25 protein-coding genes are annotated in these 26,377 nt (G+C 70.5%); 9 read left to right on the top strand and 16 right to left on the bottom strand.

Going from position 1 to position 26,377, the window contains the following annotated elements; translation table 11 throughout:
- The first annotated feature begins 141 nt into the window (after positions 1-141).
- On the top strand, positions 142-987 hold the full coding sequence (tesB, locus tag VM938_07525) for an acyl-CoA thioesterase II (GenBank protein ID HVF74883.1): 846 nt from the start codon (positions 142-144) through the stop codon (positions 985-987).
- A gap of 9 nt (positions 988-996) precedes the next feature.
- Here tesB and VM938_07520 read toward each other — a convergent pair whose 3' ends face one another.
- Complete coding sequence (locus VM938_07520) at positions 997-3,489, bottom strand: EAL domain-containing protein (GenBank protein HVF74882.1); 2,493 nt, start codon at positions 3,487-3,489, stop codon at positions 997-999.
- A 145-nt stretch (positions 3,490-3,634) separates the two neighbouring features.
- On the opposite strand from VM938_07520, the gene VM938_07515 reads away from it, so the two are divergent.
- Positions 3,635-4,786, top strand: a complete 1,152-nt coding sequence (locus VM938_07515; GenBank protein HVF74881.1) for a PQQ-dependent sugar dehydrogenase — start codon at positions 3,635-3,637, stop codon at positions 4,784-4,786.
- A 5-nt stretch (positions 4,787-4,791) separates the two neighbouring features.
- Entirely contained in the window at positions 4,792-5,658 is an 867-nt protein-coding gene (locus VM938_07510; GenBank protein ID HVF74880.1) for a transglycosylase SLT domain-containing protein, read from the top strand.
- 45 nt (positions 5,659-5,703) lie between these two features.
- Here VM938_07510 and VM938_07505 read toward each other — a convergent pair whose 3' ends face one another.
- From VM938_07505 to VM938_07490, 4 genes are read right to left on the bottom strand one after another with little or no spacing between them, the layout of a single operon-like run.
- A complete protein-coding gene (locus tag VM938_07505; protein HVF74879.1) occupies positions 5,704-6,441 on the bottom strand; it encodes a hypothetical protein in 738 nt (245 codons plus the stop codon).
- 34 nt (positions 6,442-6,475) lie between these two features.
- A complete protein-coding gene (locus VM938_07500) occupies positions 6,476-6,943 on the bottom strand; it encodes a sigma-70 family RNA polymerase sigma factor (protein HVF74878.1) in 468 nt (155 codons plus the stop codon).
- A gap of 4 nt (positions 6,944-6,947) precedes the next feature.
- The gene (locus VM938_07495; GenBank protein ID HVF74877.1) at positions 6,948-8,222 is read right to left on the bottom strand and encodes a citrate synthase; all 1,275 of its coding nucleotides are present in this window, start codon (positions 8,220-8,222) and stop codon (positions 6,948-6,950) included.
- Between the two features lie 53 nt (positions 8,223-8,275).
- Entirely contained in the window at positions 8,276-8,938 is a 663-nt protein-coding gene (locus VM938_07490; GenBank protein HVF74876.1) for a 2'-5' RNA ligase family protein, read from the bottom strand.
- A 126-nt stretch (positions 8,939-9,064) separates the two neighbouring features.
- Here VM938_07490 and VM938_07485 point away from each other — a divergent pair, with 126 nt between their 5' ends.
- Entirely contained in the window at positions 9,065-10,219 is a 1,155-nt protein-coding gene (locus VM938_07485; GenBank protein HVF74875.1) for a Fic family protein, read from the top strand.
- Here VM938_07485 and VM938_07480 read toward each other — a convergent pair.
- On the bottom strand, positions 10,203-10,484 hold the full coding sequence (locus tag VM938_07480) for a PGPGW domain-containing protein (protein ID HVF74874.1): 282 nt from the start codon (positions 10,482-10,484) through the stop codon (positions 10,203-10,205). The two genes, VM938_07485 and VM938_07480, sit on opposite strands and share 17 nt — an antisense overlap.
- 84 nt (positions 10,485-10,568) lie before the next feature.
- Between VM938_07480 and VM938_07475 the strand changes: the two genes are divergently transcribed.
- Together VM938_07475 and VM938_07470 are read left to right on the top strand one after the other, a co-directional pair.
- Positions 10,569-10,907, top strand: a complete 339-nt coding sequence (locus VM938_07475) for a metalloregulator ArsR/SmtB family transcription factor (protein HVF74873.1) — start codon at positions 10,569-10,571, stop codon at positions 10,905-10,907.
- Entirely contained in the window at positions 10,904-11,359 is a 456-nt protein-coding gene (locus tag VM938_07470) for an SRPBCC domain-containing protein (protein HVF74872.1), read from the top strand. The genes VM938_07475 and VM938_07470 overlap by 4 nt, the downstream gene beginning before the upstream one ends.
- Here the strand turns inward: VM938_07470 and VM938_07465 are convergent.
- Together VM938_07465 and VM938_07460 are read right to left on the bottom strand one after the other, a co-directional pair.
- Positions 11,341-11,772 (bottom strand): GNAT family N-acetyltransferase, encoded by a 432-nt coding sequence (locus VM938_07465; GenBank protein ID HVF74871.1) that lies wholly within the window; start codon positions 11,770-11,772, stop codon positions 11,341-11,343. The genes VM938_07470 and VM938_07465 overlap by 19 nt on opposite strands.
- Positions 11,769-13,277, bottom strand: a complete 1,509-nt coding sequence (locus tag VM938_07460; GenBank protein ID HVF74870.1) for a citrate synthase — start codon at positions 13,275-13,277, stop codon at positions 11,769-11,771. The genes VM938_07465 and VM938_07460 overlap by 4 nt, the downstream gene beginning before the upstream one ends.
- A 57-nt stretch (positions 13,278-13,334) precedes the next feature.
- Between VM938_07460 and VM938_07455 the strand changes: the two genes are divergently transcribed.
- Complete coding sequence (locus VM938_07455; protein ID HVF74869.1) at positions 13,335-14,165, top strand: SDR family NAD(P)-dependent oxidoreductase; 831 nt, start codon at positions 13,335-13,337, stop codon at positions 14,163-14,165.
- Here the strand turns inward: VM938_07455 and VM938_07450 are convergent.
- From VM938_07450 to VM938_07415, 8 genes are all read right to left on the bottom strand, one after another.
- The gene (locus VM938_07450) at positions 14,098-15,369 is read right to left on the bottom strand and encodes an MFS transporter (protein HVF74868.1); all 1,272 of its coding nucleotides are present in this window, start codon (positions 15,367-15,369) and stop codon (positions 14,098-14,100) included. The two genes, VM938_07455 and VM938_07450, sit on opposite strands and share 68 nt — an antisense overlap.
- 16 nt (positions 15,370-15,385) lie before the next feature.
- Positions 15,386-15,523: a hypothetical protein gene (locus VM938_07445; protein HVF74867.1), complete on the bottom strand. Its 138-nt coding sequence runs from the start codon at positions 15,521-15,523 to the stop codon at positions 15,386-15,388.
- Positions 15,524-15,565: 42 nt separating this feature from the next.
- Entirely contained in the window at positions 15,566-16,303 is a 738-nt protein-coding gene (locus tag VM938_07440) for a DNA-formamidopyrimidine glycosylase family protein (GenBank protein HVF74866.1), read from the bottom strand.
- Between the two features lie 65 nt (positions 16,304-16,368).
- Positions 16,369-20,715, bottom strand: a complete 4,347-nt coding sequence (locus tag VM938_07435) for a DEAD/DEAH box helicase (GenBank protein HVF74865.1) — start codon at positions 20,713-20,715, stop codon at positions 16,369-16,371.
- Positions 20,716-20,761: 46 nt separating this feature from the next.
- The gene (locus VM938_07430) at positions 20,762-21,706 is read right to left on the bottom strand and encodes a hypothetical protein (protein HVF74864.1); all 945 of its coding nucleotides are present in this window, start codon (positions 21,704-21,706) and stop codon (positions 20,762-20,764) included.
- 71 nt (positions 21,707-21,777) lie between these two features.
- Positions 21,778-22,638: a PAC2 family protein gene (locus VM938_07425; GenBank protein ID HVF74863.1), complete on the bottom strand. Its 861-nt coding sequence runs from the start codon at positions 22,636-22,638 to the stop codon at positions 21,778-21,780.
- 24 nt (positions 22,639-22,662) lie between these two features.
- On the bottom strand, positions 22,663-24,069 hold the full coding sequence (locus VM938_07420; GenBank protein ID HVF74862.1) for an amidase: 1,407 nt from the start codon (positions 24,067-24,069) through the stop codon (positions 22,663-22,665).
- Positions 24,070-24,078: 9 nt separating this feature from the next.
- A complete protein-coding gene (locus VM938_07415; GenBank protein ID HVF74861.1) occupies positions 24,079-25,485 on the bottom strand; it encodes a M1 family aminopeptidase in 1,407 nt (468 codons plus the stop codon).
- 21 nt (positions 25,486-25,506) lie between these two features.
- Here VM938_07415 and VM938_07410 point away from each other — a divergent pair, with 21 nt between their 5' ends.
- Together VM938_07410 and VM938_07405 are read left to right on the top strand one after the other, a co-directional pair.
- On the top strand, positions 25,507-25,983 hold the full coding sequence (locus tag VM938_07410) for a hypothetical protein (protein HVF74860.1): 477 nt from the start codon (positions 25,507-25,509) through the stop codon (positions 25,981-25,983).
- Positions 25,980-26,351, top strand: coding sequence for a DUF1232 domain-containing protein (locus VM938_07405; protein HVF74859.1), 372 nt, complete (start codon positions 25,980-25,982; stop codon positions 26,349-26,351). Before VM938_07410 ends, VM938_07405 begins: the two co-directional genes overlap by 4 nt.
- The last annotated feature ends 26 nt before the right edge of the window (positions 26,352-26,377 follow it).

Below are 26,377 nucleotides of genomic sequence, written 5' to 3'. Positions count from 1 at the left end.
GGTGGCGATCGGGGTGGTCACGGACACCCGGGCGAGGCTACCGGTGTCCGTCCCCTCACCGGTTCATCCCCCCTCCGCCCCCGGACGGCGCCCCCCGGGACGGCCGGCTGGGCGACGCCCGGCCCGCGCGAGGATGGGCCGGTGACGAAGGCACTGGACGAGCTCGTCGAGCTCCTCGACCTCGAGCCCATCGAGGTCAACATCTTCCGGGGGCAGAGCCCTGACGAGAAGCGCCAGCGGGTCTTCGGTGGCCAGGTGGCAGGGCAAGCCTTGGTCGCTGCCGGGCGCACCGTGGAGCCCGACCGGTTCGTGCATTCGCTGCACGCCTACTTCCTGCGCCCAGGCGACCCCGACGTGCCCATCCTCTACGAGGTCGACCGCATCCGCGACGGCAAGTCGTTCACCACCCGCCGGGTCGTCGCCATCCAGCACGGGCAGGCCATCTTCAACCTGTCGGCGTCCTTCCATGTCGCCGAGGACGGCCTCGACCATCAACAGCCCATGCCGGAGGCCCCCGACCCCGACACGCTCCCGACGTTCCAAGAGCGCCACGCGCCGTGGGCCGAGGAGATGGGCGACTGGTATGCCCGCCCGAGGCCCATCGACACCCGGCACGCCGACGACCCGCCGCGGGCCCAGCGAGGGCCACGAACCCCCGCACAACAGGTGTGGTTCCGGGCCGACGGCACCCTCTCCGACGACCCGCTGCTGCACGCGTGCGTGGTGGCCTACGCGTCCGACATGACGCTGCTCGACTCGATCCTCCTGGCCCACGGCATCAGTTGGGGCGACCCCCGGCTCATGGGCGCCAGCCTCGACCACGCCATGTGGTTCCACCGCCCCTTCCGAGCCGACGAGTGGCTGCTCTACGACCAGGAAAGCCCGTCGTCCCACGCCGCTCGCGGCCTGGCGCAAGGGCACATCTACTCCCAGGACGGCAGGCTCGTCGTCTCCGTCGTGCAGGAGGGGCTGGTCCGCCTCGTCTGACGGCTTGCGTCAGGCGATCGTCACCGACAGGCCCGCCATGTCGACCGCGCCGCGGGCGAGCATGCGCCGCAGCGTCACGGCGTCGACCGGCTTGGCGAACACGTAGCCCTGGCTGAGCCGGCACCCCATGGCCCGCAAGGCGTCGGCCTGGTCGTTGTCCTCAACGCCCTCGGCGATGACTTCGAGGTCGAGGGTGTCGCCCAGGTTGACGATGGCCTGCGCCAGCGCCGGGCGGTTGCGAGCGGTGGCGAGCCCGTCGACGAAGGGCTTGGCGATCTTGAGCACATCGATCGACAGCTCTTCCAGGTAGCTCAGCGACGAGTACCCGGTGCCGAAGTCGTCGATGGCCAAGCGCACGCCCGCCGCCTTCAGCGCCCGCAGCTTGTCGCCCGCGCCCTTGGGCCCGTCGACCATGGCGCTCTCGGTGATCTCCAGGATGAGGCTGCCCGGCGCCACGCCCGAGGCGGCGATGACGGCGAGGGTGGCGTCGACGTAGTCGGGCTGTTGGAACTCGCGAGCCGACACGTTGACGGTGACGGCGACAGGCACTGGCCGCGGGTAGGCCCGCTGCCACGCCCGCGCCTCGGCGCACGCTTGCTCCAAGACCAACCGGCCCAACGGCCCGATGAGGCCGAGGTCTTCGGCAGCAGGCACGAACTCCGAGGGGGGCAGCAGCCCGCGCTCGGGGTGCCACCACCGCACCAGCGCCTCGGCGCCCATGATCGAGCCGTCCCACAAGTCGACGATCGGCTGGTAGTGCAGCAGGAACTCGCCGCGGCTGATAGCCCGCTGCATCTGCGTCTTGGCCGCGTGGCGGGCGGCGACGGCGCGCTGCATGGCGGGCTCGAACACCTCCCAGCGGTTCTTGCCTCGCACCTTGGCCGTGTACATGGCGACGTCTGCATGCCGCAGCAAGTCGTCGGCGTTGGTGGCCACCGTGGTGGTGGCCACGCCGACGCTGGCGCCGACGTGCACCAGTTCGCCCTGCACGGTGAACGGCTCGCCCAACGAGTCGAGCAGCCGTTGGGCGACCCGCACGGCGTCGTCGTCGGGACAACTTCCGCCGATGAGCACGGCGAACTCGTCGCCGCCCAACCGGGCCGCCACGTCGCCGGGGCGCAGGCAGTGGCGCAGGCGCTCGGCTGCATGCACGAGCAGCTCGTCGCCCGCGGCGTGGCCCAGGGTGTCGTTGACCGTCTTGAAGTCGTCGAGGTCGACGAACAACACGGCGACGCCGTCGGCCACCGCCGCCTCCAGTTCGGTGACGAACAACGAGCGGTTGCCGAGCCCGGTGAGCTCGTCGTGGAACGCCTGGTGCCGCAGTTCCTCCTTGAGCTCGGTGACCTGGGCCAGCGAGGTCTCCAGCACGCCGTTCTCCAAGGCCACCGTCACGTGGTTGACGAACGTCTCGAACAGGTGCAACTGGCGTGACGAGAAGCGTCCCTGGGCGGCGCTGGGACCGGCGATCACGATGGTGCCCAAGCGGCGGTGCTCGCCGTCGAGGGTGGCGACCATGGCCGAGCCGGGCTTGAAGGTGACGGCGTCGAGGTCGACGGCATCGAGGTCGAAGGGGTCGAGCCTGTGCACCTGGTCGCCCGGGCCTACCGCCGTGCGCAGGCCCCGGTCGCCGTCGCGGACCGGTTCGAGGATGAGCTCGGCCACCGAGGAGTGGAACGTCTCGCGGGCGAGCGTCAGGAGTTGCACCATGCGCTCGTCGAGCGAAATGCCGCGGTGGAGGATGTGCGACGCCTGGTAGAGGAACTCCAGCCCGTCCTGCTTCTCGCGGCTCTGGGTGAGGTTCCGGTAGGCGACGAGCAGCACGGCGGCGGGAGCCACCGTCAGCCATCCCGTGCCCGGGTCGACCCAGAACAGCACGAGCAGCATGAGCCCGAGGCTGGCGTTGGTGGCGCCCGAGAGGAAGGCGCCGAGCACCGACGTGGCGAGCTTGTCGGTCTGCGGGCGTCCCTCGTACAGGGAGATGGCGATGCAGATGGACAGCGAGGACACGGCCGCCGCCACCGTCGTGGCCGCCACCGCCGCCGCCGCGGTGCGAAGCGTGAAGGGGTCGGGCGTGCTGTCGAGCACTCGCAGGACGCTCACCGCCAGGCACGTCTCGAGGACCATGTGGGCGAGGTTGAAGCACAGCTTCATCAGTGGCTGGCGACGCCACAGCCCGAGGGCGATGCCTGCGCCGACGAGCTGGGCAGCCACCAGGTGGGACGGCAGGAGGAAGAACAAGCCGAGGACGAGCGGTATCTCGCTCAGCGAGAACGAGTAGCTCTCCCGACGGAAGACGATGTGCACAACGGACATCTCGGCCACAAGGAACAAGACGGCCACGACCCACGGGGCGACCTTGAACTCACCGGTGAGCAGGACGTCCTGATGCCGCGTCGAAAACCCGAAGACCAGGAGTGCGGCCGCCACGAGTGCGGCGTTGAGCATCCAGACGCGGGTCGTCGGAGCGTGGAACGCCCTCCCCGTCGCCTTCTTTGCCTGCACTCGTCAGGCCCCCTCTCGTCGCCACGATCGCACGCCGCGCCGTGCTGCCTCCTGAGCCATCGGCTGCGCACGCGTGGGGACTGAACCCGACGGCCGGGTGGTTTGCGAAATAGCACGATCGGGGTGGTCCCGTAGCCTGGTGCTGATGCGTCGCTCCCTCCTGGTCGGAATCGCCTTGCTGCTGGCGTCGTGTGCGAGCGACGGCGAACGTCCGCCGGCGCCAACCCCGGGCCCAGGGTCGCCGTCGTCCACCGCGGCGGCGCCGGCTGCGCCCCCCGGCAAGGCCGTCCTCACCAAGGTGGCCACCCTCGACAAGCCGGTGGCCATGGCCGTGCGCCGCGACGACCCGGCCTTCTACGTGGCCGAGAAGACGGGACGGGTGCGCAAGCTCGTCGACGGCCGCGTCGACCCGCAGCCTGTGGTCGACCTGTCGAGCCAGGTCTCCCAGGGCGGCGAACAAGGGTTGTTGGGCCTGGCCTGGTCGCCCGACGGCCGGTTCCTCTACGTGAACTACACCGACAAGGGGGGCGACACCCGCATCGTGGAATACGAGGGAGGCGGCGGCGCCGGGCGCGAGCTGCTGTTCGTCGACCAGCCCTTCGCCAACCACAACGGGGGCAACCTGGTGTTCGGCCCCGACGGCAAGCTGTGGATCGGCTTGGGCGACGGCGGCAGCGGCGGCGACCCGCAGGGCAACGCCCAGGACCTCGGCCGCCTGCTGGGCAAGATGCTGCGCATCGACCCGCGGCCGTCGGGTGGGCAGCCCTACGGCATCCCCGCCGACAACCCGTTCGTGGGGCGCCCGGGCGCCCGGGGCGAGGTGTGGGCGTTCGGGTTGCGCAACCCGTGGCGCTATTCGTTCGACCGGCGCACCGGCGACCTGTGGCTGGGCGACGTAGGGCAGAACGCCTGGGAAGAGGTCAACGTGGTGCGCGCCGGATCGAAGGGCGGCGAGAACTACGGCTGGCCGCTGCGGGAGGGCACGCACGCCTTCCGGGGCGGCGAACGGCCGCCCGGCGCGGTGGAGCCGGTGCACGACTACTCCCTCGACGGCGGCGCCTGCGCGGTGGCGGGCGGCTACGTGTACCGGGGAGCGCGGCTCGCTGCGTTGCTCGACGGCACGTACGTCTTCGCCGACACCTGCGTCGGCCGCATCCAGGGGTTGCAGGACGGCAAGGTGCGATCGCTCGACCTGGAGGTGCCCCAGCCCGTGTCGTTCGCCGAGGACGCGGCTGGCGAGCTCTACGTCCTGTCGCTCGAGGGTGGCCTGTACCGGTTCGACCCGGTCGTACCCTGATGCACATGCGGCGGCTCCTGGTACTGCTCGGCTTGGTGGTGGCGTCGTGCTCGTCGGACGGCGACGACGCCACGCCGCCCTCGACCACTACGACGACCGAGGCGACCACCACCACCTCGTCGACGACCACCACCACGCTGCCGCCGGGACCACCCGTGGCCGCCACCTCGCCTGCGGGGCTGGCGGCCCAGGTCGCCGCGGCCGAAGCGGCGGTGCGCGACCCGGCCACGCCCCCCGCCGCCCTGGAACGAGCGGCGCACGAAGCCCAGGTCGCCTACCGGGCCGTGGCCGAGAAGCCCGAGTGGCTCGACCAAGTGGCCGCCGCCGTGCCCGCCGAGCTGCGCGCCACGGTGCGGGCCAATGTGACAGCGGGGATCGAGTTGCGAGCCTTGACCAAGCCCCGTACGGCGCTGCCCCCGTGGGAGATCGTGGCGCCCGCGCCCGCCGACGAGCTGCTCGGCTACTACCGCGAAGCGGAGCGCCAGGTCGGGGTGCCATGGCAGTACCTGGCCGCCATCCACCTGAGCGAGACCCGCATGGGGCGCATCCGGGGGACGAGCTCGGCCGGGGCGCAAGGGCCGATGCAGTTCATGCCCGCCACGTGGGAGCAGTACGGCCAGGGCGGCGACATCAACTCCAACCGCGACGCCATCCTGGCCGCCGCCCGGCTGCTCAAGCGCAACGGCGCACCCGACAACATGGCCAACGCCTTGTTCAACTACAACCGCAGCCAGCGCTACGTGCGGGCCGTCACCGCCTACGCCGAGCAGATGAAGGCGAACGAGCGGGCCTACTACGGCTACTACCACTGGCAGGTGTACTACCGGCTGGTCGAAGGCGACCGCCACCTGCCGGTGGGCTACAAGGGCTGAGCCGAGGTCCGGCCGGCGAGGGGCACCGGCCGGTCCCGACGGGCCTCAGTCCTCGGCGACGGTGGTGGTCGTCGTCGGCTTGCTGCGCTCGACCGACTTGCCCGAGGTGTCGGGCTTGCCTGCGTCGGCGGGCTTGCCGGTGGGAGCCGTGCGGTCGTCGTCCTTGCCGGTGTCGGCAGGCTTGCCCGCATCGGCGGGCTTGTGCTCTTGGGCACCGCCACCGGGCGTGCCCGCCTGCACGGGCTTGCCGCACTGCGACTGGGCTGCCACCTCGCGCTCGTTGACGTCGGGGGTGGCGGGGTCGTCGGGGTGGCTGCTCACGTAGTCGCCGTGGTTGCCGGTGAACGGGGTGCCGTCGACGTTGGTGCAGTCGGCGGTGAAACGGGCGGGACCGGTGTTGGCCGAGTTGCCCTGGCCCTTGTCGGCCTCGGCCCGCTGCTGCTTGGCCGCCTTGGCCTTGGCCTTGGCTTCGGCCGCCTTGCTCTTGGGCACCTCGACGCCCACCTTCGACATGGCGCGATGAGCGGCATCCTGCACCACGGAGGGGAGCGAGCCGGTGGCCGCGCCCGCCATGGCGCCGGTGCCAAGCAGCGAACCCGTGACCAGCGCGCCGGCGACCACCATGCGGCCGCGGGGACGGACGACGGGGCCGGTGCGGATGGCATTGCCCATGGCGGCGAGGTGGCGCTCGGCCAGCCCCTCGTCGACGGGCCCCTCGGCCAGGTTGCGGAGTCGGGAGATGAGGTCGTCGTGCTCGGTCATCGATGTGGTAAGCGTCGGCACGGCCGGTTTGGATACGGGCAGACGAGCATTTCTTTCAGGTGGGGCCAAGGGCCCGGGCCAGCGCCTCAAGCGCCCGGTGCTGCAGGGCCTTGACCGCTCCCGCCCGTCGGTGGGTGATGCGGGCCACGTCCTCCAAGGCCAGGTCGGCCACGAAACGCAGCACCAGCACCTCTCGCTGGTCGGCGGTCAGCGTGCCGAGGGCTCGCACCAGGGTGGGGTCGAGGTTGTCGACGGCGGGCGGTGCGGCCCGATCGGGCACCGCCGTCGAAGCGATCTGGGGGCGGCGCTCGGCCCGGCGGCGAGCGTCGAGCAACCGGTTGTGGGCGATGGCGAACACCCAACGGCGCAGCGCGGCGTCGTCACCGGAGAAGCGGGGCAGGTCGCGGGCCACTTGCACGAACACCTCGCCCAGCAGGTCCTCGGGGTCGGGCGCCCGCTGGGCGCGGAGGTAGCCGAGGACGGCAGGAGCAAGCTGTCGGTACGCCTCCCCCGCGGACGGCACCCCGTCAGGCCTGGCGCAAGCCCATCGGGACGTAGTCGCGTGCTTCGGCGCCGACGTAGATCTGGCGGGGGCGGTAGATCTTCTGGTCTTGGTCGAGCAACTCGATCCAGTGCGCCAGCCAGCCCGACGTGCGGGGGATGGCGAAGAGGACGGGGAACATCTCGATGGGGAAGCCCATGGCCTGGTAGATCAAGCCCGAGTAGAAGTCGACGTTGGGATAGAGGCGCCGGGAGACGAAGTACTCGTCGGCCAGGGCGACCTCTTCCAGCTTGAGGGCGATGTCGAGCAGCGGGTTGGTGCCCGTCACCTCGAACACCTGGTCGGCCGCCTTCTTGATGATCTTCGCCCGGGGGTCGTAGTTCTTGTAGACCCGGTGGCCGAAGCCCTGGAGGCGGCCCTTGCCCTCCTTCACCGACTTGATGAAGTCGGGCACGTTGTCGACCGTGCCGATCTCGGTGAGCATGCGGATGACCGCTTCGTTGGCGCCGCCGTGGCGGGGACCGTACAGCGCAGCGGCTGCTGCCGCGGTGGCCGAGTAGGGGTCGGCGTGGGCCGAGCCGACGGTGCGCATGGCCGTGGTCGAGCAGTTCTGCTCGTGGTCGGCGTGGAGGATGAAGAGGATGTCGAGCGCTCGGGCCAGTGCAGGGTTGGCGTCGTAGCGGGGCTCGGCGATCTTCCACATCATCGACAGGAAGTTGGCGGTGAAGCCCAGCGAGTTGTCGGGGTAGACGAAGGGCATGCCGACGCTGAAGCGGTGGCAGGCCGCCGCCATCGTCGGCATCTTGGCGATGAGGCGGACGATCTGCTTCTCGCGGCTGGCGGGCTCGTGGATGTCTTTCGCATCGGCGTAGAACGTCGACAGGGCGGCGACGGCGGAGACGAGCATGCCCATGGGGTGGGCGTCGTAGTGGAAGCCTTCGAGGAAGCGCTTCCGTACGTTCTCGTGGATGAACGTGTGGTAGGTGATCTCCTTCACCCAGGCGTCGTGCTGCTGCTTGTCGGGCAGCTCGCCGTGGATCAGGAGGTAGGCCACCTCCAGGTAGGTGGAGTGCTCGGCCAACTGCTCGATGGGGTAGCCGCGGTAGCGCAGGATCCCCTCGTCGCCGTCGAGGTAGGTGACGGAGCTCTCGCACACGGCGGTGGCCATGAAGCCGGGGTCGTAGAAGAACAGGTCGGGCAGGCCCTTGCGCCACTCCGCCGAGGAGACCCCGCCGTTGTCGATGGGGATCTCGAAGGACTGGCCCGTCCGGTTGTCTGTGATGGTGATGCTCTCGGCCACAGCTTCCTTCCCTTCCCGGGCGGGGGCGGCCCAGGCGGTGCCTGAATCTAGTCTCAGGTGGCGTTAAGCGTTATCCGGCCGACGACCTCCCACGGCTGCAGCAGGCGGCTGCGGGCGACGGGCACGCGGCAGAGCTCGATGGTGTCGACGGTCAGGTCGGCAAAGTGGTCGTGACGGTGCGCCTTGACGACCTCCCGCACCTCGTCGGCCGGGCGACGCCGGGTGGAGATGGCCACGGTGAGGTGGGGCAGGAAGATGTCGCGGTTGGGCGCCCGCCACGGCAGGCCGCGCCAGTAGCCGCTCTCCAACAGCCGGTCGAGCAGGCGGGCGGGGCCGGGGCCGTGCACCTCGGCCACCACCGCGGTGGGGAAGCCGTTCACGCATGCCAACTCGATGGGGAACGGCGGGGTGTCGGCCCACGCCTGTCGGGCATGGTGCAGCAGGTCCGCCTCGAGCTCGGGGTCGGGCTGTTCGGTGACGCTGGCCGGGGCGACGGATACGTGCAGGCGCTCCGGCGGGATGGGCACCATGCCGTCGATGGCCGTCAGTGTGCCCTGGAGCTCGATGATGCCGGGCACGGTTTCGGCGGCCACCGGGATGTACCAGGTGATGAGGTAGGCGTCGCCCTCGGGGTACTGGTCGGCGAAGCTCTCCATCTCCTGGACGCCCTCGAAGTGCGACCAGGCCTCTTCGTAGGTGGTGAAGAGCCGCGGCACGGCCGCCGACTGTAGCGGCGGTAAGGCAACACCCCTAACCTGCTTCCCCGGCTAAGGAAACGAAACCGGTGTACCCTTTCATTAAGTCGCTGTCTTGGAAAGCAAGCTTTCAAAGGGGCCGAAGTCGTGGACCGCTCGTCGTTCGCCACAACCAGCCGGGGCGTGATCCGCCGGACGCTGGAGGGTTACGACGCCTTTTACCCGGAGCGCCTCCCCCGCGTCATCGGCTACTCGTCGCTGACAGTCAAGCGATTGGAGGAAGCAGTCGCGGGCGTCCACCGACTGGCGGGGGCGAGCCGCCTGATCCCCGATCCCATGGTCCTCCTCGGACCCTACGTGCGGCTGGAAGCGGTCCTCAGTTCGCGCATCGAGGGAACGGAGGCAACGGTGCACGACCTCCTCAAGTTCGAGGCCGACGACGACGCCCGGGGCGACGTCCGCGAGGTGTGGAACTACCAGCGCGCCCTCGACCACGGCATGAAGCGTCTGGTCGACTTCCCCTTGAGCCTCCGCCTCATCAGGGAGATGCACGCCATCCTGCTCGACGGGGTCCGGGGCGGGCACCAGGCGCCAGGCGAGTTCCGCAAGACGCAGAACTGGATCGGCGCCCCGGGGTGCACGCTCACCACGGCGACCTTCGTGCCCCCGCCGCCGGAAGAGCTCGGAGCATTGCTCGCCGACCTCGAACGGTTCCTGCACGAAGACGACCTCCCCGCGCTGGTCACGCTGGCCTTGGCGCACTACCAGTTCGAAGCGATCCACCCGTTCCTCGACGGCAACGGACGCATCGGCCGGTTGCTCGTGCCGTTGGTGTGCGCGGCGCGGGGCATCCTTCGGTGGCCGATGCTCTACGTATCGGCGTACTTCGAGGAGCACCGCTCCGCGTACTACGACCGCCTGCTCGCCGTCAGCCGCACGGGGGACTTCGGGCCGTGGCTCGACTTCTTCCTGACGGCCATCGCCGTCCAAGCGCGTGACGCCGAGGAACGGGCGGTCCGATTGGTGGACCTCCAGCGCTCGCTGCGGGAGGGGCTCCTCGCTTCGCGGGCGTCGGTGAACGCCGTGCGGCTGGCGGAGACGCTTCTCAGCCAGCCATACCTGACGGCTGCGATGGCGCAGCGCTTCCTCGAGGTGACGAACCCCACCGCGCAGAAAGCGATCCGGGCCTTGGAGGATCGAGGGATCCTCGTGGAAGTAACGGGCCAGTCGCGCTACCGGATCTGGCAGGCGCCGAGCATCATCGACGCCGTGTACGGCGAGCAGCTTACCGGCTCCGCTTGACTCGGCGGCCGGCGGCCTTGGCCGTGCGCTTGGCCGCCTTCGACGCCTTCTCGGCCGTCTCCTTGGTGCGCTCCAAGGCCGCCGCGGCCCAGGCGTACTCGGTGCCGAGGATGGCGAAGCCGATCACGACGACGAGGAAGCCGGGGCCGGGCAACACGAGCATGGCGAGGCCGCCGAGCACGAAGACTCCGCCCACCACGGTGACGGCGATGCGCTTGGTACTACGGGCCAGGAAGCGGACGACTTCAGCAGGCTTGGGTGCCATGGCGCGGAGTGTAGGGGCTTGACATCCCGTTGCAGCAGCGCGATATTCAACTCATCAGTTGATCAACTGAATGGTTAAACATAGATGGCAGACGACCCACTCAGCATCACCTTCGCCGCCTTGGCCGATCCCACCCGCCGAGCCATCCTGGCCCGGTTGGCGGACGGCGAGGCCACGGTGAACGAACTGGCGGAACCGTTCGACATGACCCTGCAGGCCATCTCCAAGCACCTCAAGGTGCTGGAGCGGGCGGGGTTGATCACCCGGGGCCGCGACGCCCAGTACCGGCCCTGCCGGTTCGAAGCGGCGCCGCTGGGCGAGGCCATCGACTGGATCGAGCGCCACCGGCGGGTCTGGCAGGACCGGTTCGACCAACTCGAAGCGCACCTACGGAACATCCAAAAGAAAGGCAAAAAACGATGAGCAACCTCGGCGAAGTCACCATCACCCGCATCTACGACGCCCCTCGGGAACTGGTCTTCGAGTGCATGACAACCCCGGAGCACCTGACCCACTTCTGGGGCCCGGTGGGTTCCAGCACGCCGATCGACAACATCACCGTCGACCTCCGCCCGGGCGGCGTGTTCAAGACGATCATGGTCGACGACGCCACCGGCGCCGAGTACACCATGCACGGCGTCTTCGTGGAGATCGACCCTCCGGAGAAGCTGGTGTGGAGCGAGGCCGACGTCGAAGGCGGCATGACGACTTCGGCCACCTTCGTCGACCTCGGCGACGGCCGCACCGAGTGCACCACCCACCAGACGAACGTGCCTGAGATGTACCGCACCCCCGAGGCCCAGGCAGGCATGCAGAGCAGCCTCGACCGCTTCGCCACCTACGTGGCAGGCCTCGCTCAGCGGTCGGCGTCGTAGCGGTAGACGTTCGTCTCCCGCAGTTCGAAGCCCAGCCGCTGGTACAGCCGGTTGGCCGCCTCACGAGAGGGGCGGGACGTCAGGTCGACGGTCCTGGCGCCCGCCTCCTTCGCGATGTCGATGGCCTTGAGGGTGAGCGCCTCCCCCACCCCACGGCCCCGGGCCGCCGAGTCGACGACGACGTCTTCGATCCACGCCCGCAGGCCGGTGGGGATGCGGAAGACCACCAGCGTGAGGGTGCCGAGGATCTCGTCGCCGTCGCGGGCCACGAGCACCGACGTGCCCGGCGCCCCGATCATCTCGGCCAGCTCGTCCTTGCCCGGCGGGGGCGACGATGTCGACAACTGCGGCACCAGCCGGGCGAAGGCGTCGACCAGCTCCGGCGTTGCTTCCTCGGCGACGGTGACTGTCATACGGCGTCGGCGTCGGGGACGGGCTGGGGCGGCGGTGGGCCGACGTAGCGGGCGGAGGGTCGGATGATGCGGTTGTCGGCCGCCTGTTCGAGGATGTTGGCGCACCAGCCGATCACCCGCGACGAGGCGAACGTCGGCGTGAACATCTCGCGAGGTAGCCCGCAGCGGTCCATGACGACGCCCGCGTAGAACTCGACGTTGGCGTAGAGGTGACGGCCGGGCTTGAGTTCGGCCAGCACGTCGACCACCGTCTGCTCGACCTTCTTGGCGAAGTCGGCCTTGTCGCCGCCGAGGCGTTCGGCCACCGTGCGCAGCATGACCGAGCGGGGGTCGTCGGTCTTGTAGACGCGATGGCCGAAGCCCATGATGCGGCCCCCGTTGAGCACGGCATCGCGGATCCACGCATCGGCGTTGTCGGGGGTGCCGATGGCGTCGAGCATGTCGAGCGCCCGCGACGGCGCGCCCCCGTGCAGCGGTCCCGACAGCGCACCGATGGCACCGGTCACCGCCGCGCCCAGGTCGGCCCCGGTCGAGGTTATGACCCGCGCCGTGAACGTCGAGGCGTTGAAGCCGTGGTCGATGGTCGAGATTTGGTACTGCTCCACGCCGCGCGCCTCGTCGGCGCCGGGCACGACGCCGTCCATCATGTAGAGGTAGTTGGCGGCGTAACCGAGGTCGGCGTGCGGGTCGATCGGTTCGAGGCTGCGGCCCAGCCGGTACAACGCCATGGCCAACGTGGGGATCACCGCGCAGATGCGCAGGGCGTTGCGCCGCAGCGTGGCCGCGTCGACGTCGAGCGAGGGCTGGAACCCCTCGGCCTGCGCCACCGCGGAGACGGCCGTGCGCAGGCCGTCGAGTGGCCCCCGCCCGCTGGTCGCCATGGCCGGCAACAGCGACTTCACCTCGTCGGGCACGGCACGCAGCGGCCGCACCTCGTCGACGAACGCTGCCCGCTCCGACGCGGTGGGCAACTCGCCTTCGAACAGCAGGTGCCACACGTCTTCCAGCGACCGCTTCTCGCACAGCTCCACGGCGTTGTACTGGCGGTAGTGGTAGAAGCCTTCCGTCCCGCGCACGTCGCCCACCGACGTCTCGGCCACGATCACGCCTTCGAGCCCCTTCGGTGCCTCGAGGTGGCCAGGGTGGGTGACCGGTTGCAACTGGGCAATGCGCACGAGGTCGCGCATGCTCACCACGCCGCGCAGCTCGCCGTCCTCCACCACAGGAAAGTGGCGGTAGCCCATCGACGCCAGGCGGTCCCAGGCCTGGTGCACGTCGGTGTCGGGCGTCACCGACTCGGGCGCTTCCGTCATCCACTCCGAGACCTTGGTGGTGGACGGGTCGGCCCCGGCCGCAGCGAAGTCGACGAGGTCGCGTTCGGTGAGGATGCCGATGGGGCGGTTGGCGTCGCACACCACCACGGAGCCGACCTTGTGCTCGGCCATGGCGCCTGCTGCCGCGGCCACCGTGTCGGAGGGAGCAGCGGTCAGGACCGGGCTGCTCATGATGTCGGCGACGGTGCGGGAATTGTGCGGCGCGATGAGGCCGAGTGTAGTTGTGCCATGCGCCTTCGCCGGTCGGTGGTCGTCGTCACGGGAGCGTCAGCCGGCATCGGTCGCGCTGTCGCCGCTCGCCTGGCCCGCAAGGGCGCACTGGTGTGGGCGGTGGCCCGCAGCGAAGGGGCGTTGGAGGAACTGGCAGGCGCCGAGCCCAACGTCGTGCCCTTCGTGGCCGACCTCACCTCCGACGCCGACCGGGCTGCGTTGGTGGAAGCCGCGGGCCGCGTCGACATCCTGGTGAACAACGCAGGGATCGGCATCAGCGGGCTGGTGGCCGACACACCGCAAGAGCAAGTGCGACAGCTGTTCGAGATCAACGTGCTCGGGTTGATCGACCTCACCCAACGGGTCCTGCCGGGCATGCTCGAACGGCGCCACGGCCACATCGTCAACATCGCCTCGGCCGCGTCGTGGGCGGTGTTCCCGCCGCTCACCGTGTACTCGGCCAGCAAGTTCGCCGTGCTCGGTTTCACCCAGGGACTGCGGCGCGAGATGCGGGGCAAGCGCGTCACCGTGGCCTCGATCCATCCCGGGCCGGTGGCCACTGCGTTCGGCGCCCGAGCGGCGCGGGGCGACCGTCCCACCGAGGAGCTCGGCCACTACTCCATGCCCGGCGTACCTGCCGAGTTCGTGGCCCGCGCCGTGGAGCGCAGCATCCGCCTGGCCGGGGTCCCCGGCTATGCCGAGATATCGGTGCCGCGGGCACTCGGCATCAGCCGACTGGCGCAACTGCCCGTCGTGAACCTGCTGCTCGATGTGCCCGGCCTCATGACGAGACAGGTGGCGGCTCGGGAACCGTCTCAACCGGTTCCTCCTCGGCCTGATAGCGAGTGAACTCCGGCAGGAGCTTGCCCACCAGCACCACTCCGAGCACGCACGCCAACCCGCCCGACACCACCGAGAACCGAGCGCCCGCCAGCGCGGCCACGGCACCGGCTTCGGCGTCGCCCAGCCTCGGCCCGCCGGTGACGACGGCGATCTGCACGGCGGACATGCGACCCCGCAAGGCGTCGGGGATGCTCGTCTGCAGGATGGTGTTGCGGAACACGGCGGAGACGACGTCGGCCGCGCCGGCGACGGCGAGGAACACCAGCGCCAGCCACAACCACGGCGTGAACCCGAAGCCGACCATGGCCGCGCCCCACAACGCAACGGAGATGAGGACGGCCAGGCCTTGTCGCCTCACGTGGCTGACCCAGCCGGTGGTGAGCGCGCCGAGCAATGCGCCTGCGCCCGGCGCTGCGTTGAGCAAGCCGTAGGTGGCGGCCCCGCCGCCGAAGACGCGCTCGGCCATGGCCGGGAACACGGCGCGGGGCAGGCCGAAGATCATGGCGTTGAGGTCGATGACGAACGTGCCTTGGATGGCCCGCTTGCCCCGCAGGAAACGCAGCCCTTCGACGATGCTGCCGAGGCCTGCCTTGGTCCCGCCCCCGTGCGGCGGCAACGGGTTCATGGCATAGACGGAGACGAGGGCGGCGGCGAAGGTGGCCACGTCGATCCAATAGACGACCTCGAGGCCCGCGGTGGCGATGAGCACGCCGGCCAGCGCCGGGCCGGCCACGCTGCCCACGTGGAGGAGAATCTGCCAGAGGGCGTAGGCGGCGGGCAGCGACTGGCGCTTCACCACGTTGGGCAACGCCGCGCTGCGCGCCGGCCGCTCGATGCCGGAGAGGGCGGCCGCCATGGCGGTGAGCACGTACACGGCCACCAGCGACGGACGGTCGAGCATGGCGTTGACGGCAAGTCCCGCAGCCAAGGCGGCACCCACCACTTGTGCCCACAGGAGGATGCGACGGCGGTCGGTGCTGTCGGCAATGGCACCGCCCACCAGCGAGCCGACGACAAGGGGGCCGAGTTGGGCCAGGCTGACCAGGCCGACCTGCAACGACGAATCCGTCAGTTGAAAGACCTGGTACGGCACGGCCACGACGGTGAGCTGGGTGCCGACGAAGCTGATCAGCTGGCCGAAGTAGAGGCGGCGAAAGTCGGCCGATTCCCGCAGCGGGGTGATGTCGGCAAGCACTCGGCGGCGGGCCATCGCCCGGCGACGGTAGTTACTTGGAGGCGGTACCCGGTTCGAGGGCGTCGTCGACTTCGGCCAGCAGCGCCGCGATCGAGTCCTTCACCGCGCGAGCCCGTTCCGTGTAGTGCTCCCGGTTGGCCCGGGAAAGCGGCGGCGGCAGAACGGTCATCACTCCTCCTGTGTCGGCAGTCCTGCCCACCCGAATTGAGAGCTATTCGCGAAATGGCCCTTGGCAACCAGGGCACCAGTAGACGGGGCGCGGCGTGCGCTTCACCGCCACCGGCGTGCCGCATCGGCGGCACGGCTTTCCCGCCCGCCCGTACACGGAGCGGACCGACCGACTTCCGGGCTCGACTGCCGCCGTCATCAGACGGGCGGCGATGTCGACCACGGCGGCGAGGTCGGCGCTCGACTGCGGCGCCCACGGGTTGACCTTGCCGACGAACAGCGCCTCGCAGCACCAGATGTTGCCGATGCCCGAGACAACGCGCTGGTCGAGCAGGAGCTCCCACGTGCCCATGTCGGGAGGACGGGTGGCGGCCCGGCGGCCGATGTCGTCGTGGTCGATGGGCGGGCGCAGGACGTCGGGGCCGAGGTCGCCCACGTCGTCGCCCCGTTGCAGTTCGACAACGGGGGCGTTGAAGCACACGGCCACGCGGTCGCCCGCTTCGAGCACGACGGCGGCTTGCCAGCCCGGCTTCCGCCACCGCTCCCCCGCCGTATAGACGTGCCACGAGCCGGTCATGCGCATGTGGGTGTGGAGGACGTCGCCGCCCTCGAAGGTGATGAGCAGGTGCTTGGCCTTGGCTTCGACGCCCGTCACCTGGCGGCCCACGATGCGCTCCACCGGTGCTTTGACCGTGCGGCTGCGGGCCGCAGTGATCGTGCGCCCTTCCAGCCAGGCGTGCAGCGTGCGGGCGGCCCGGAAGAGCGTGTCGCCCTCAGGCATCGCACCGCCGCACGTCCCGAGTACATGGCGTACGGAATCCGTACGCCATGTACTCGGGGCGGGGGTCAGGCATAGCGGACGAGGCCCTTGGGGGTGGGCACGAAGCCGGCGGCGCGCAGGAGGGGGTCGAGCTCGGGCGCCACCCGCTCGACGGTGAGCCGTGAGTACCGGCCGTCGGCCAACAGCCCGCCGAGGGCGGCCACCGCTTGCTCCTCCCACGACTCGTCGAACTCGCGCAACGCAGTAAGCCCCTTGCCGCCCCGCTCCACGTACAACGACGGCAAGCCGTCGACGAGCACGACGTAGGCACCGGCCACCCGCTGCGGCCCCTTCACCGGCCAGGGCAGGGCGATGCCGTACGGGTTGGCGGGGTCGGTGGCAGCCAGGATCACTGCGCCGGTCTCGGCCTCACGCACGGCCCGCAGCCGGTCGACGGCACCGGCCACGGCGAACTGGGCGCCACCGAGCCCGGTCACGAAATAACCGCGCCGGATGCGGCCCGATTCCTCCATGGCCCGCAGCACCGGATACACCGCGGCGTACCCACCGGGCACGCCTTCGCCGCGCACGGCCGCCCGGGTCAGCACGCCATGGCGGTCGAGCAGCACGCCGGCCAGCGCGGTGAGAGCGGTGGTGCTGTCGACCTCGCGGCGTTCGACCAACGACCACCGTCCCTGCGCGGTCGGCGGGCCGAGCGCGGTGAGGTGGCCGAGGCGAGGGCGGCCGCCGCGCGCCTTGCCACCCGAGCGGCGTTTGGCCGACAGCGCCCGCACCGGATTGAAGGCGTCGTTGGTCACCTCGCCCGCCCACACCAGGTCCCACAGCGCATCGAGGGTGCGAGCGTCGTCGGCGCCTTGCAGGTCGCGAAAGAAGCAGGCGCCCCGGCGGGTCAGCACGTCGCGCAACCGCTCGTGTTCCTCGTCGTCGGGGCGGTCGCCCTCGAAGCGGAGCACCCGCAGCAACAGGTCGGCGCGCTCGCGGAGCAGGAGCATGACCTTGCCGTCGTCGCGCCCGAGCGGCCCGGCGCCCACCCACATGACCTCGCCCGCGGCGAGCAGGTCGTCGAGCAGGCGGGGCGAGTAGTCGGCCATGCGGGTGGACAACACGTCGCGTTCGAGCACCGACGCGGGCAACGGCACGCCCTGCAACTGGGCCACCACTTCCACCAAGCGGTCGAGGCCGCGGGCGTCTGAGCCCACGCCGTGCCACGCAGGCAGGAAACGGGCCAGCGCCTCGGTCGAGGTGGGCTCCACCTCACGGCGGAGCGCGGCCAGCGAACGCTGGCGCAAGAGGCGCAGGACCTCGACGTCGCACCACTCTCGCTCGGTGCCGTCAGGCCGGAACTCACCACGCACGACGGTGCCCGCCGCTTGCAACTCGTGCAGCACAGCGTCGACCAATTCGACGGGCACGCCCAGTCGAGTCGCGGGCTCGAAGGAGCGGAAGGGGCCGTGCGTGCGCGCCCAACGGCGCACCAGTTGCGCCAGCGCATCCTCCACCGGCTCGAGGAAGACGTCGGGCACGCCGCCCGGCGGCGAAGTGCCCAGGCCGTCGCGGTAGCGGCCCATGTCCTCCACAGCGATGAGGCGAGGCTCCCCCGCCACTCGAACTTCGAGGGCGCGCCGGGCTCGCACCAGTGCGTCGCCGAACGGCTCGGTCGAACGGGCGTCGAGCTCGGAAACCGACAGGTCACCGAGGCGACGGAGCAGGTCGTGGGCGCCGTCGACCGAGCGCGCCCACCGCCGTTCGTCGAGCGCCTGCAACTCGGCTTCCAACTGGGCCAAGGCGTCGGGGTCGATGAGCTCGCGCAGTTCGTCGGAACCGACCAGCTCGGCCAGCATGCGCCGGTCGAGGGTGAGCGCTTGCGCGCGTCGTTCGGCCAACGGCGCGTCGCCCTCGTACATGAACGAGGCCACATAGGAGTAGGCCAGCGACGAGGCGAATGGCGACGGTGTCTGGGCGTCGACCTGCACCACCCGCACCTTGCGCGAGCGGATGTCCTCCATCAACGAGACCAGCGCCGGGAGGTCGAACACGTCGCGCAGGCACTCGCGATACGTCTCCAACAGGATGGGGAAACTGCCGTAGCGCGAGGCCACCGCCAGCAGGTCGGCCGAACGCTGGCGCTGCTGCCACAACGGGGTGCGCGACCCGGGCCGGCGGCGGGGCAGCAGCAGCGCCCGAGCAGCGTTCTCTCGGAAGCGGGCGGCGAAGAGGGCAGACGAGCCCACGGCGTCGACCACCAGCGTCTCCACCTCGTCGGGGTCGAGCACCACCGAGTCGACGGGCGGCGACTCGTCGGCCTCCGGCAACCGCACCACGATGCCGTCGTCGGACCAGATGGCCTGCACCTCCACGCCGAGCCGGTCGCGGATGCGCCCTTCGATGGCCAACGCCCACGGCGCGTGCACCCGGGCGCCGAACGGCGACAGCACGCAGATGCGCCAGTCGCCCAGTTCGTCGCGGAAGCGCTCGACCACGATCTGGCGGTCGGTGGGCAGGTTGCCGCCCGTCGCCTCTTGCTCGTCGGCCACGTAGGCACGCAGGTTGCGGACCGCCAGCGCGTCGAGGCCGCAATCCTCGTGCAACTGCTCGTCGGTCATCTTGTCGAGCCCGCGCAGGAAGGCGCCGAGGGCCCGGCCCAATTCGTAGGGGCGGCCCACCATGTCGCCGTGCCAGAACGGCATCTTGCCGGGCTCGCCCGGCGCGGGGGTGACGATCACCCGGTCGCGGCTGATCTCCTCGATGCGCCACGAGGTGGCGCCCAGCAGGATGGTCTCGCCCGTGCGGCTCTCGTAGACGAACTCCTCGTCGAGCTCGCCCACCCGCCCGCCTTCCGGCGTGAAGACGCCGAACAAGCCGCGGTCGGGGATGGTGCCGCCACTGGTGACGGCGAGCATGCGGGCGCCGCGGCGCGCCGTCAGCGTGCCTTCCACTCGGTCCCACAGCACCCGGGGCCGAAGCTCGGCGAACTCGTCGCTCGGGTAACGGCCCGACAGCATGTCGAGCACGTTCTCCAGCAGCTCCCGTGACAGGTCGGAGAACGGGTAGGCGCGGGTGACGGTGGCGAGCACCTCGTCGACCGTCAGGGTCTCCATGGCCACCATGGCGACGATCTGTTGGGCGAGAACGTCGAGCGGGTTGCGGGGGACGCGGGTCTCTTCGATGAGGCCTGCCTGCATGCGTTGGGCAGTGACGGCGGCCACCAGCAGGTCGCCTCGGAACTTGGGGAAGATCACGCCGCGCGACGGCTCGCCCACCTTGTGGCCGGCGCGGCCGATGCGCTGCAGGCCGCTGGCGACGGACGACGGCGCCTCGACTTGGACCACCAAGTCGATCGCGCCCATGTCGATGCCCAGTTCCAGGCTGGAGGTGGCGACCAGGGCGGGGAGCTTGCCCGCCTTCAACGCGTCCTCGATCTCCAGCCGCTGCTCGCGGGCAATCGAACCGTGGTGGGCGCGCACGAGTTCCTCGCCCGCGAGCTCGTTGAGGCGCGTCGACAACCGCTCGGCCAAGCGCCGGCTGTTCACGAAGACGAGCGTCGAGGTATGGCGGGCGATGAGGTCGAGCAGCAGCGGGTGGATGGCGGGCCAGATCGACGTGCGCACCTCGGGGTCGCCTGCGGCCGGGCCGCTGAACACCGGCTCGCCGTCGCGCTGCACTGGCTTGCCCAGCTCGGCCATGTCCTCGACGGGGACGACCACCTCGAGCTCCAACTGCTTGCGCACGCCCGCGTCGACAACTGCCACCTTGCGGTCGACGCCGCCGAGGAAGCGGGCCAGCTCGTCGAGGGGGCGCTGGGTGGCGGACAGGCCTATGCGTTGCGGGGACGTCTCGGTGAGGCGTTCCAGGCGTTCGAGAGAGAGGGCAAGGTGGGCGCCCCGTTTGGTGGCGGCCACCGCGTGGATCTCGTCGACGATGACGTACTCCACCGACGCCAGCAGGTCGCGCGCCTGCGAGGTGAGCATGAGGTAGAGCGACTCGGGGGTGGTGATGAGGATGTCGGGCGGGTGCCGGGCGATGTCGCGTCGCTCGCCCTGCGGGGTGTCGCCGGTGCGGGTGGCGACTCGGATCGACGGCGGCGCCTGGCCCGCCCGTTCCGCCTCCAGGGCCATGCCCGCCAAGGGCGCCCGCAGGTTGCGCTCGACGTCGTAGCTCAGCGCTTTGAGCGGCGAGATGTAGAGCACGCGGCAGCGCTTCTTCTCGTCGTCGGGCGGCGGTGCGGTGACCAGGCGGTCGAGTGCCCACAGGAAGGCGGCCAGGGTCTTGCCCGAGCCGGTCGGGGCCAGGATCAGCGTGTGGTCGCCGCGGCTGATGGCGTCCCATCCCTGCTCCTGGGCGGCCGTCGGCGCCTCGAAGGTCGACGTGAACCAGGAGCGGGTGACTTCCGAGAACCGGTCGAGCACCGCCACACCCCCAAGGCTAGGGGCGTGGCGGTGCTACCGGTCATAGGACCTACTAGGTAATGGCCAGCACGCCCGCCACCACGAAACGTGTTGCCCCCGTTGCGCAGCTTTGCCCGCCCGCAGCGTCGGGCAGGACTGCGAGCGTCCCCGCTGCACCGTTAACGCCTACTGGTGTGAGCTCCATCTGCGAGCCCGCCCACACAAAGGTGAACCCGCGGCCGTTCACCTGGCCCGACCCCGTGGCCGCGAAGCACGACCCGGAGATTGTTCCCGACGCCGACGCCGAAGTCGTCGACGAGCAGGCCCCAACCGAGAAGGACATCGAGAAAGGCACACCCGACGCCACCGGGCCCACTCCGAGCTGGTACATCGGCTGCCCCGTGGTCATGGTCCCCTGCACGGCACACCCGTTCACGAGACTGGTGTGGATGTAGGGCTTGCCGAGCGGCGTCCCACAGAACGTCCCCGACGGTCCACCGCCTCCGGCGGCGGTGATGGTCCCCGTGGTCACCTCGTGCGTATGCGGCGTGGTATCGACGTGGGCTCCTTGGCAGAGGAACACCACCCACCCGCGGAAGCCTCCCGGGCACCCGCTCTTGAAGGCCGTCGGCGCAGCGAGCGGATTGGAGAAGCTGCCGTTGTCGAAATGGCTGAAGACGATGAAGTCGTCGCACCCTGCGACGAGCGGCAACCCACCGCAGAAGCCGTCGCCGTCGTTGTCGACGCATACCTGAAAGGCGACGTCGTGGCCGTTCACTGCATCGACGACCTCGATGCCTCCGCCGCCGCCCGACCACGGGATGCAGGCACCGCCGGTGCTCGGTGCCGGTGTCGGGCTGCACTGTACGAGCCCGATGTCGGCGGCGGTCGTGTTCGCTCCCCGTGCCACGAACGTGGTGCCCGAAACGTAGGTGTCGGCCGGTGCCGGTCCAACCGCCAAGCCCAATATGGCAAGCACGCCCAAAAACAGGCGCGTCAAGCGACGGCGTTCGATCATGGTCCCATCCCCCTTTGGCGGCGCACGCCACCACACCCTGCAATACGACGCAGAGGCGTGGACGTGTCAGGTCAATCGCGGCCTTGCTCGCGCAGGAAGCGTTCGACCTCGCCCGCCAGGCTGTCGGCGCTGGGCAGTTCGTCGACGGGAATGAGGTCGTCGCCCTCGCCGTCTTCGAGGCGGCGAACGTATTCGGCCACGTCCTCGTCTTCGGCAACCACTTCGCTCACCTGGCGCTCGTAGGCGGCCGAGGCGATCTGCAGGTCGACGGTGTCGATGGTGGCGCCGAGCACTTCGGCGGCCCGTTCCACCAACGCGAGGGTGGCCTTGGGCGAGGGCGTCTTGGCCACGTAGTGGGGCACGGCGGCCCACAACGAGGCGGAGGGAACGTCGGCGCGGGCGAAGGTGTCGTGCAACACGCCGACGATCCCCGTCGGCCCCTCGTACCGCGACCGCTGCACATGGAGCCTTTGCACCAGGTCGGGGTTGGCGGCGGTGGCCGTCACCCGCACCGCCTTGGTGTGCGGCACCTCGGCCAACAGCGCACCCAAGGTGACAACCATCTCCACGTTCAACGCCTTGGCGACGCCCAGCACGGTGGAGACGAACGTGCGCCACTTCAACTGCGGCTCGTAGGCCTGCAGGAACACGACGTCGTGGTCGCACTCCGGCGGCCTGGCGAACGACAGCTCGGGCTCGGGCCACTCGATCTCGCGAGTGATGCCGTCGATCAGCCGGACGTTGGGGCGCGCCACTGTGAAGTCGTAGAACTCCTCGGGGTCCATGACCGCGAACTTCTCGGCATCCCAGGACTCGACCAGGTACTCGCAGGCGCTCGACGCCCCGTCGCCTGCGTCGTTCCACCCCTCGAACGCCGCCACCAGGACGGGGCGGCGCAGTTCGGGGCGCTGCAGCCAGCGCACGAGCTCCATGCCTACGACGCTACCCGCCGAGTACTACCTCGACTCAGCGCGAGCCTCGGCATGCAACGGCCACGGCCGCGCCTCCTCGAAGAGACGGGCCAGGCGGAGCACCACGTCGTCGGCATGGCGCCTGCCCATGATCTGCAGGCCCACCGGTAGGCCTTCGGCCGTCATGCCTGCAGGTACGGAGACAGCCGGGTTCCAGCACAGGTTGCCGATCATGGTGAAGGGAACGACCATGGCCGGGAAGATGGCTTGGCCGTTGATCTCGCCGGGCAACGGCCCTTCGGCGTTGAAGGCCGGGACCGCCGTCGTGGGCGTCAGCAGCACGTCGACGTCGCGGTACACCGCCGCCAGTTCGTACTCGAGGGCCGTGCGCATGCGGTTGAACTTCTCCAGGCGCCGCACCGGCAGCTCGTTGGTGGCGGCGTACGCCATGCGGGCGTAGATGTCGAAGTCGTCGGCACGCTCGGGCCACATGCCGCGTTCGATGTCGTGCCACAGGTCGACCGCGCCCAGCGTGATCCACACCTCGATGGGGTTCGTCAGCGACACGGGCCGGTCCACCAGTTGCAGGCCCGCGGCCTCCACCAACGCCGCGGCCGCGGCCTCGGCCGTCGCTGCCACCTCTGTGTCGACGACGGCGAAGCCCAGGTCGGTCGACCACGCAGCACGGAGCCCCCGCACGTCGAGTTCCTCGATGACCCGCTCGTACACGGTGCCTGCGGGCGGCAACGACGTGCGGTCGCGGTCGTCGGGCCCGGCGGCCACGTCGAGGTGTCGCGCCGCGTCGCGCACGTTCGTCGTCAGCGCGCCGTAGACGGAGGTCTGCGACGGAGCGGCGCGCTCGTGCGGGATGCGGCCGTACGACGGCTTGAAGCCGAGCAGCCCGCAGAAAGCCGCGGGGATGCGGGTCGAGCCACCGCCGTCGCTGGCCGTGCAGAACGGCACCATGCCTGCTGCCACCGCTGCCGCCGAACCGCCGCTCGAACCGCCCGGCGTGCGAGTGGGGTCCCACGGGTTGCGGGCCGTGCCCCACGCGGGGGTCGAGGTGTAACAGGTGGCGCCGAATTCGGGGGCGGCCGTCTTGCCCACGGGGACGGCGCCCGCGGCACGCAAGCGCCCGGTGTGGACGGAGTCCTCCGTCGCCGCAGGCCCGCCCTTGTAGAGCAGGGAGCCGTGCGACGTGGGCATGCCTGCGCAGTCCTCCAGGTCCTTGATTCCGAAGGGGACGCCGGCCAACGGGCCAGGGTCGTCGCCCCGGGCGACCGCGGCGTCGACCTTGCGAGCCTCGGCCCGAGCCAACTCGGGATCGAGATGGACGAACGCATTCAGCACAGGGTTGGCAGCCTCGATCTCGGCCAGGCACTCCTCGAGCACCTCGACCGCCGACTGCTCCCCCCGGCGGACTGCGTCGGCTACGTCGGCGACGGTTCGCATGCGTGCACGCTACGGCCGAATGCCGAACCGGGCCAGTACGGCGCGGCCTTCAGGGAACACGGCCTCGACGGCCGCCACCAAGTCGGCGTTGGTCGCCACCCGGTGGGCGTGGCGGGCCACGTACAACTGCAGGGCACAGTCGACGAGGTCGGGTGAACCGAGCGCGGCCAGCGCCTGCGCTCCTTGCACATAGACGCTGCGGTAGTAGATCCCCTGTCGCGACTGCCAGAAGGTCATCGGCTCGGCGGTGCGGCCCTGCCCGGCCCGAGGGATCGATGTGCGTACGAGGTCGCGCTCCTCCTTCTCGAAACGGACCTCGGCCCACGTTGCCAAGCCTTCGTCGAGCCAGGGGTCGCGGCCCTGGTTGTTCGACACCAGCCCGTAAAACCATTGGTGGCCGACTTCGTGCGGCGTCGTGCGGCCGATGGTGCCCGGGCCCTGCATGACGTGCATGGGGTACTCGATGCCGCCACCCAGGTTGGGGGTGATGGCGAGGGTGAAGTTGGGCCAGGGGTACGGGCCGAAGCGGCGGCCGAAGTCCTCCAGTGTGCGAACCACCCGATTGAGGTACGACTGCGGCGTCTCCCGCAGGCCGGCGTGGACCCCGACGGTGACGGCGATCGGGCTGGGGGCGTTGGCTGTGGCTGTCGCTGTGGTGAAGCGGCCGACGGTGAGGGCGAAATCGGGGACGGCTGTTGCGGTCCAACGGCCGCTGCCGTCGGGCACGCCGGTGGCCAGCACGTCAAAGCCTGCGGGCACGGTCACCGAGGCGGCGAAGTCGGCGGTCACCGGCGTGGACGATTCGGCGAAGCCGCCTGTGGCCGGGTCGGCGGCCCAGCCCACGCCGCGCTCCCACGCCAGGACGGGGAAGAACGACCCGAGGCGGATGGCGTCGCCCGTACGCGACAGCCGGTCGTTGATGGCCCCGGGCAGCGTCAGCCGCCAGTCGACCGACGCCTCCACCCGTTGGCCTGCCGCCAGTTGGACCGGGACTTCCAGGGTGGTGGGATTGGGCCGGCGCGACTCGGCGGGATGGGCGCCGACGTGCACGGCGGTGACGTCGAGGCGGGCGCCGCCCGCCGCCGTGCGCGGGCCGTTGGGCCAGAGGCGGAAGACCAACCGGTCGGTGGGGATGTCGGGGGTGAAACGGGCGTCGGTGCGGCCCACGACGACGTTCTCTCCCGGCCGCACGTCGATGCGCAGCACATAGGTAGGGCGGTCGGCGGGCGGGGGCACCCGCTCGGGGATCGTCGGGCACGACGGCGTGCTGCTGCGGGTCGTCGTCGTCGTGGGCGCCGTGGTGGTGGTCGTCGACGCGGTGGTCGGCGGGGTGGTCGTCGTGGTCGCCGCGTCGTTGTCGCCGCCCGACGAGCACGCGGCGGCGAGGAGCAGGACCAGGACGGGCAACCGGCGCATCGGGCCTATCCTCCCAGGCCCATGCCCGGTACCGCGCTCACCCCCACGTGCGTCTGGCACATCTCGCCCGAGCTCGTCGTCGCCCTCGACGACCGCTTCGGTGAACCGGTGGACGCCTATGTGAACGGCTCCCAGGTGTGGCTGCGCGACGACGGGCCCGACGGCACGACAATCGAGTGGCGGCTGCACCCCGTGGGGGGGTACCGGCGGCCGGCGGGGGTCGGCACCTACGAAGTCTTCGCCGCCGTAGCGCTGGCGGTGGCCACGGGGGGCACGCCGCCGGCGGCGCCTGAACGGCTGTGGGGCGGGCTGGAGGCGTTCGCCGCCTACGGCGACGAGATCGAGCCCGCGGTGTTGAAGGCGGTGGCGACCGAGGCGCTCGGCATCGCACCGGACGCGGCGGGCTTGGTCGACCACGCCCGCATCGCGGAGGAGTGGGAACGGACGGGCGGCCAGGTCTCGATCGTGAAGGCTTTGTTCGAACAGCTCACGCCGTGAGGCTGCTGCTCGTCGCCGTCGGCGTGGTGGTGGCGAGCTGGGTGGTGTTGGTGCTGTTGGCCCGGCGGCTCCCGCACGGGCTGGCCTGCGACATGGCGAGCTTCCTGCCCGACTCGGTGACGCTGGTGCGCCGGCTGCGCCGTGACCCACGGGTGCCGCGCCGCGCCAAGGTGGCCGTGGCCTTTGCCGGGTTGTGGGTGCTGTCGCCCATCGACCTGATCCCCGAGTTCCTCCCGGTCATCGGCCCCCTCGACGACGTGGTCGTCGTGGCGCTCGCCCTGCGGTACGCGGCCCGCCAAGTGCCCCGCGAGGTGGTGCACGCGGCCTGGCCCGGCGACCCCCGCCTGCTCGACCGCCTGCTGGGCTGAAGCCCGCAACCGAAGTTGCGTTGGAA

It is taken from the genome of Acidimicrobiales bacterium (assembly GCA_035536915.1).
In the GTDB taxonomy this organism is placed as follows: Bacteria; Actinomycetota; Acidimicrobiia; order Acidimicrobiales; family JAHWLA01; genus JAHWLA01.
Note: the sequence above shows the minus strand (reverse complement) of the source record. Positions and strands in the feature narration are given on the sequence as shown.

Coding starts and splice junctions, on each gene's coding strand:
- VM938_07410 (HVF74860.1), top strand. CDS start 25,507: ATGCCCGGTACCGCGCTCACCCCCACGTGCGTCTGGCACATCTCGCCC.
- VM938_07480 (HVF74874.1), bottom strand. CDS start 10,484: ATGGCACCCAAGCCTGCTGAAGTCGTCCGCTTCCTGGCCCGTAGTACC.
- VM938_07440 (HVF74866.1), bottom strand. CDS start 16,303: ATGCCTGAGGGCGACACGCTCTTCCGGGCCGCCCGCACGCTGCACGCC.
- VM938_07470 (HVF74872.1), top strand. CDS start 10,904: ATGAGCAACCTCGGCGAAGTCACCATCACCCGCATCTACGACGCCCCT.
- VM938_07445 (HVF74867.1), bottom strand. CDS start 15,523: ATGACCGTTCTGCCGCCGCCGCTTTCCCGGGCCAACCGGGAGCACTAC.
- VM938_07475 (HVF74873.1), top strand. CDS start 10,569: ATGGCAGACGACCCACTCAGCATCACCTTCGCCGCCTTGGCCGATCCC.
- VM938_07515 (HVF74881.1), top strand. CDS start 3,635: ATGCGTCGCTCCCTCCTGGTCGGAATCGCCTTGCTGCTGGCGTCGTGT.
- VM938_07415 (HVF74861.1), bottom strand. CDS start 25,485: ATGCGCCGGTTGCCCGTCCTGGTCCTGCTCCTCGCCGCCGCGTGCTCG.
- VM938_07460 (HVF74870.1), bottom strand. CDS start 13,277: ATGAGCAGCCCGGTCCTGACCGCTGCTCCCTCCGACACGGTGGCCGCG.
- VM938_07450 (HVF74868.1), bottom strand. CDS start 15,369: ATGGCCCGCCGCCGAGTGCTTGCCGACATCACCCCGCTGCGGGAATCG.
- VM938_07425 (HVF74863.1), bottom strand. CDS start 22,638: ATGGAGCTCGTGCGCTGGCTGCAGCGCCCCGAACTGCGCCGCCCCGTC.
- VM938_07420 (HVF74862.1), bottom strand. CDS start 24,069: ATGCGAACCGTCGCCGACGTAGCCGACGCAGTCCGCCGGGGGGAGCAG.
- VM938_07510 (HVF74880.1), top strand. CDS start 4,792: ATGCGGCGGCTCCTGGTACTGCTCGGCTTGGTGGTGGCGTCGTGCTCG.
- VM938_07430 (HVF74864.1), bottom strand. CDS start 21,706: ATGATCGAACGCCGTCGCTTGACGCGCCTGTTTTTGGGCGTGCTTGCC.
- VM938_07465 (HVF74871.1), bottom strand. CDS start 11,772: ATGACAGTCACCGTCGCCGAGGAAGCAACGCCGGAGCTGGTCGACGCC.
- VM938_07455 (HVF74869.1), top strand. CDS start 13,335: ATGCGCCTTCGCCGGTCGGTGGTCGTCGTCACGGGAGCGTCAGCCGGC.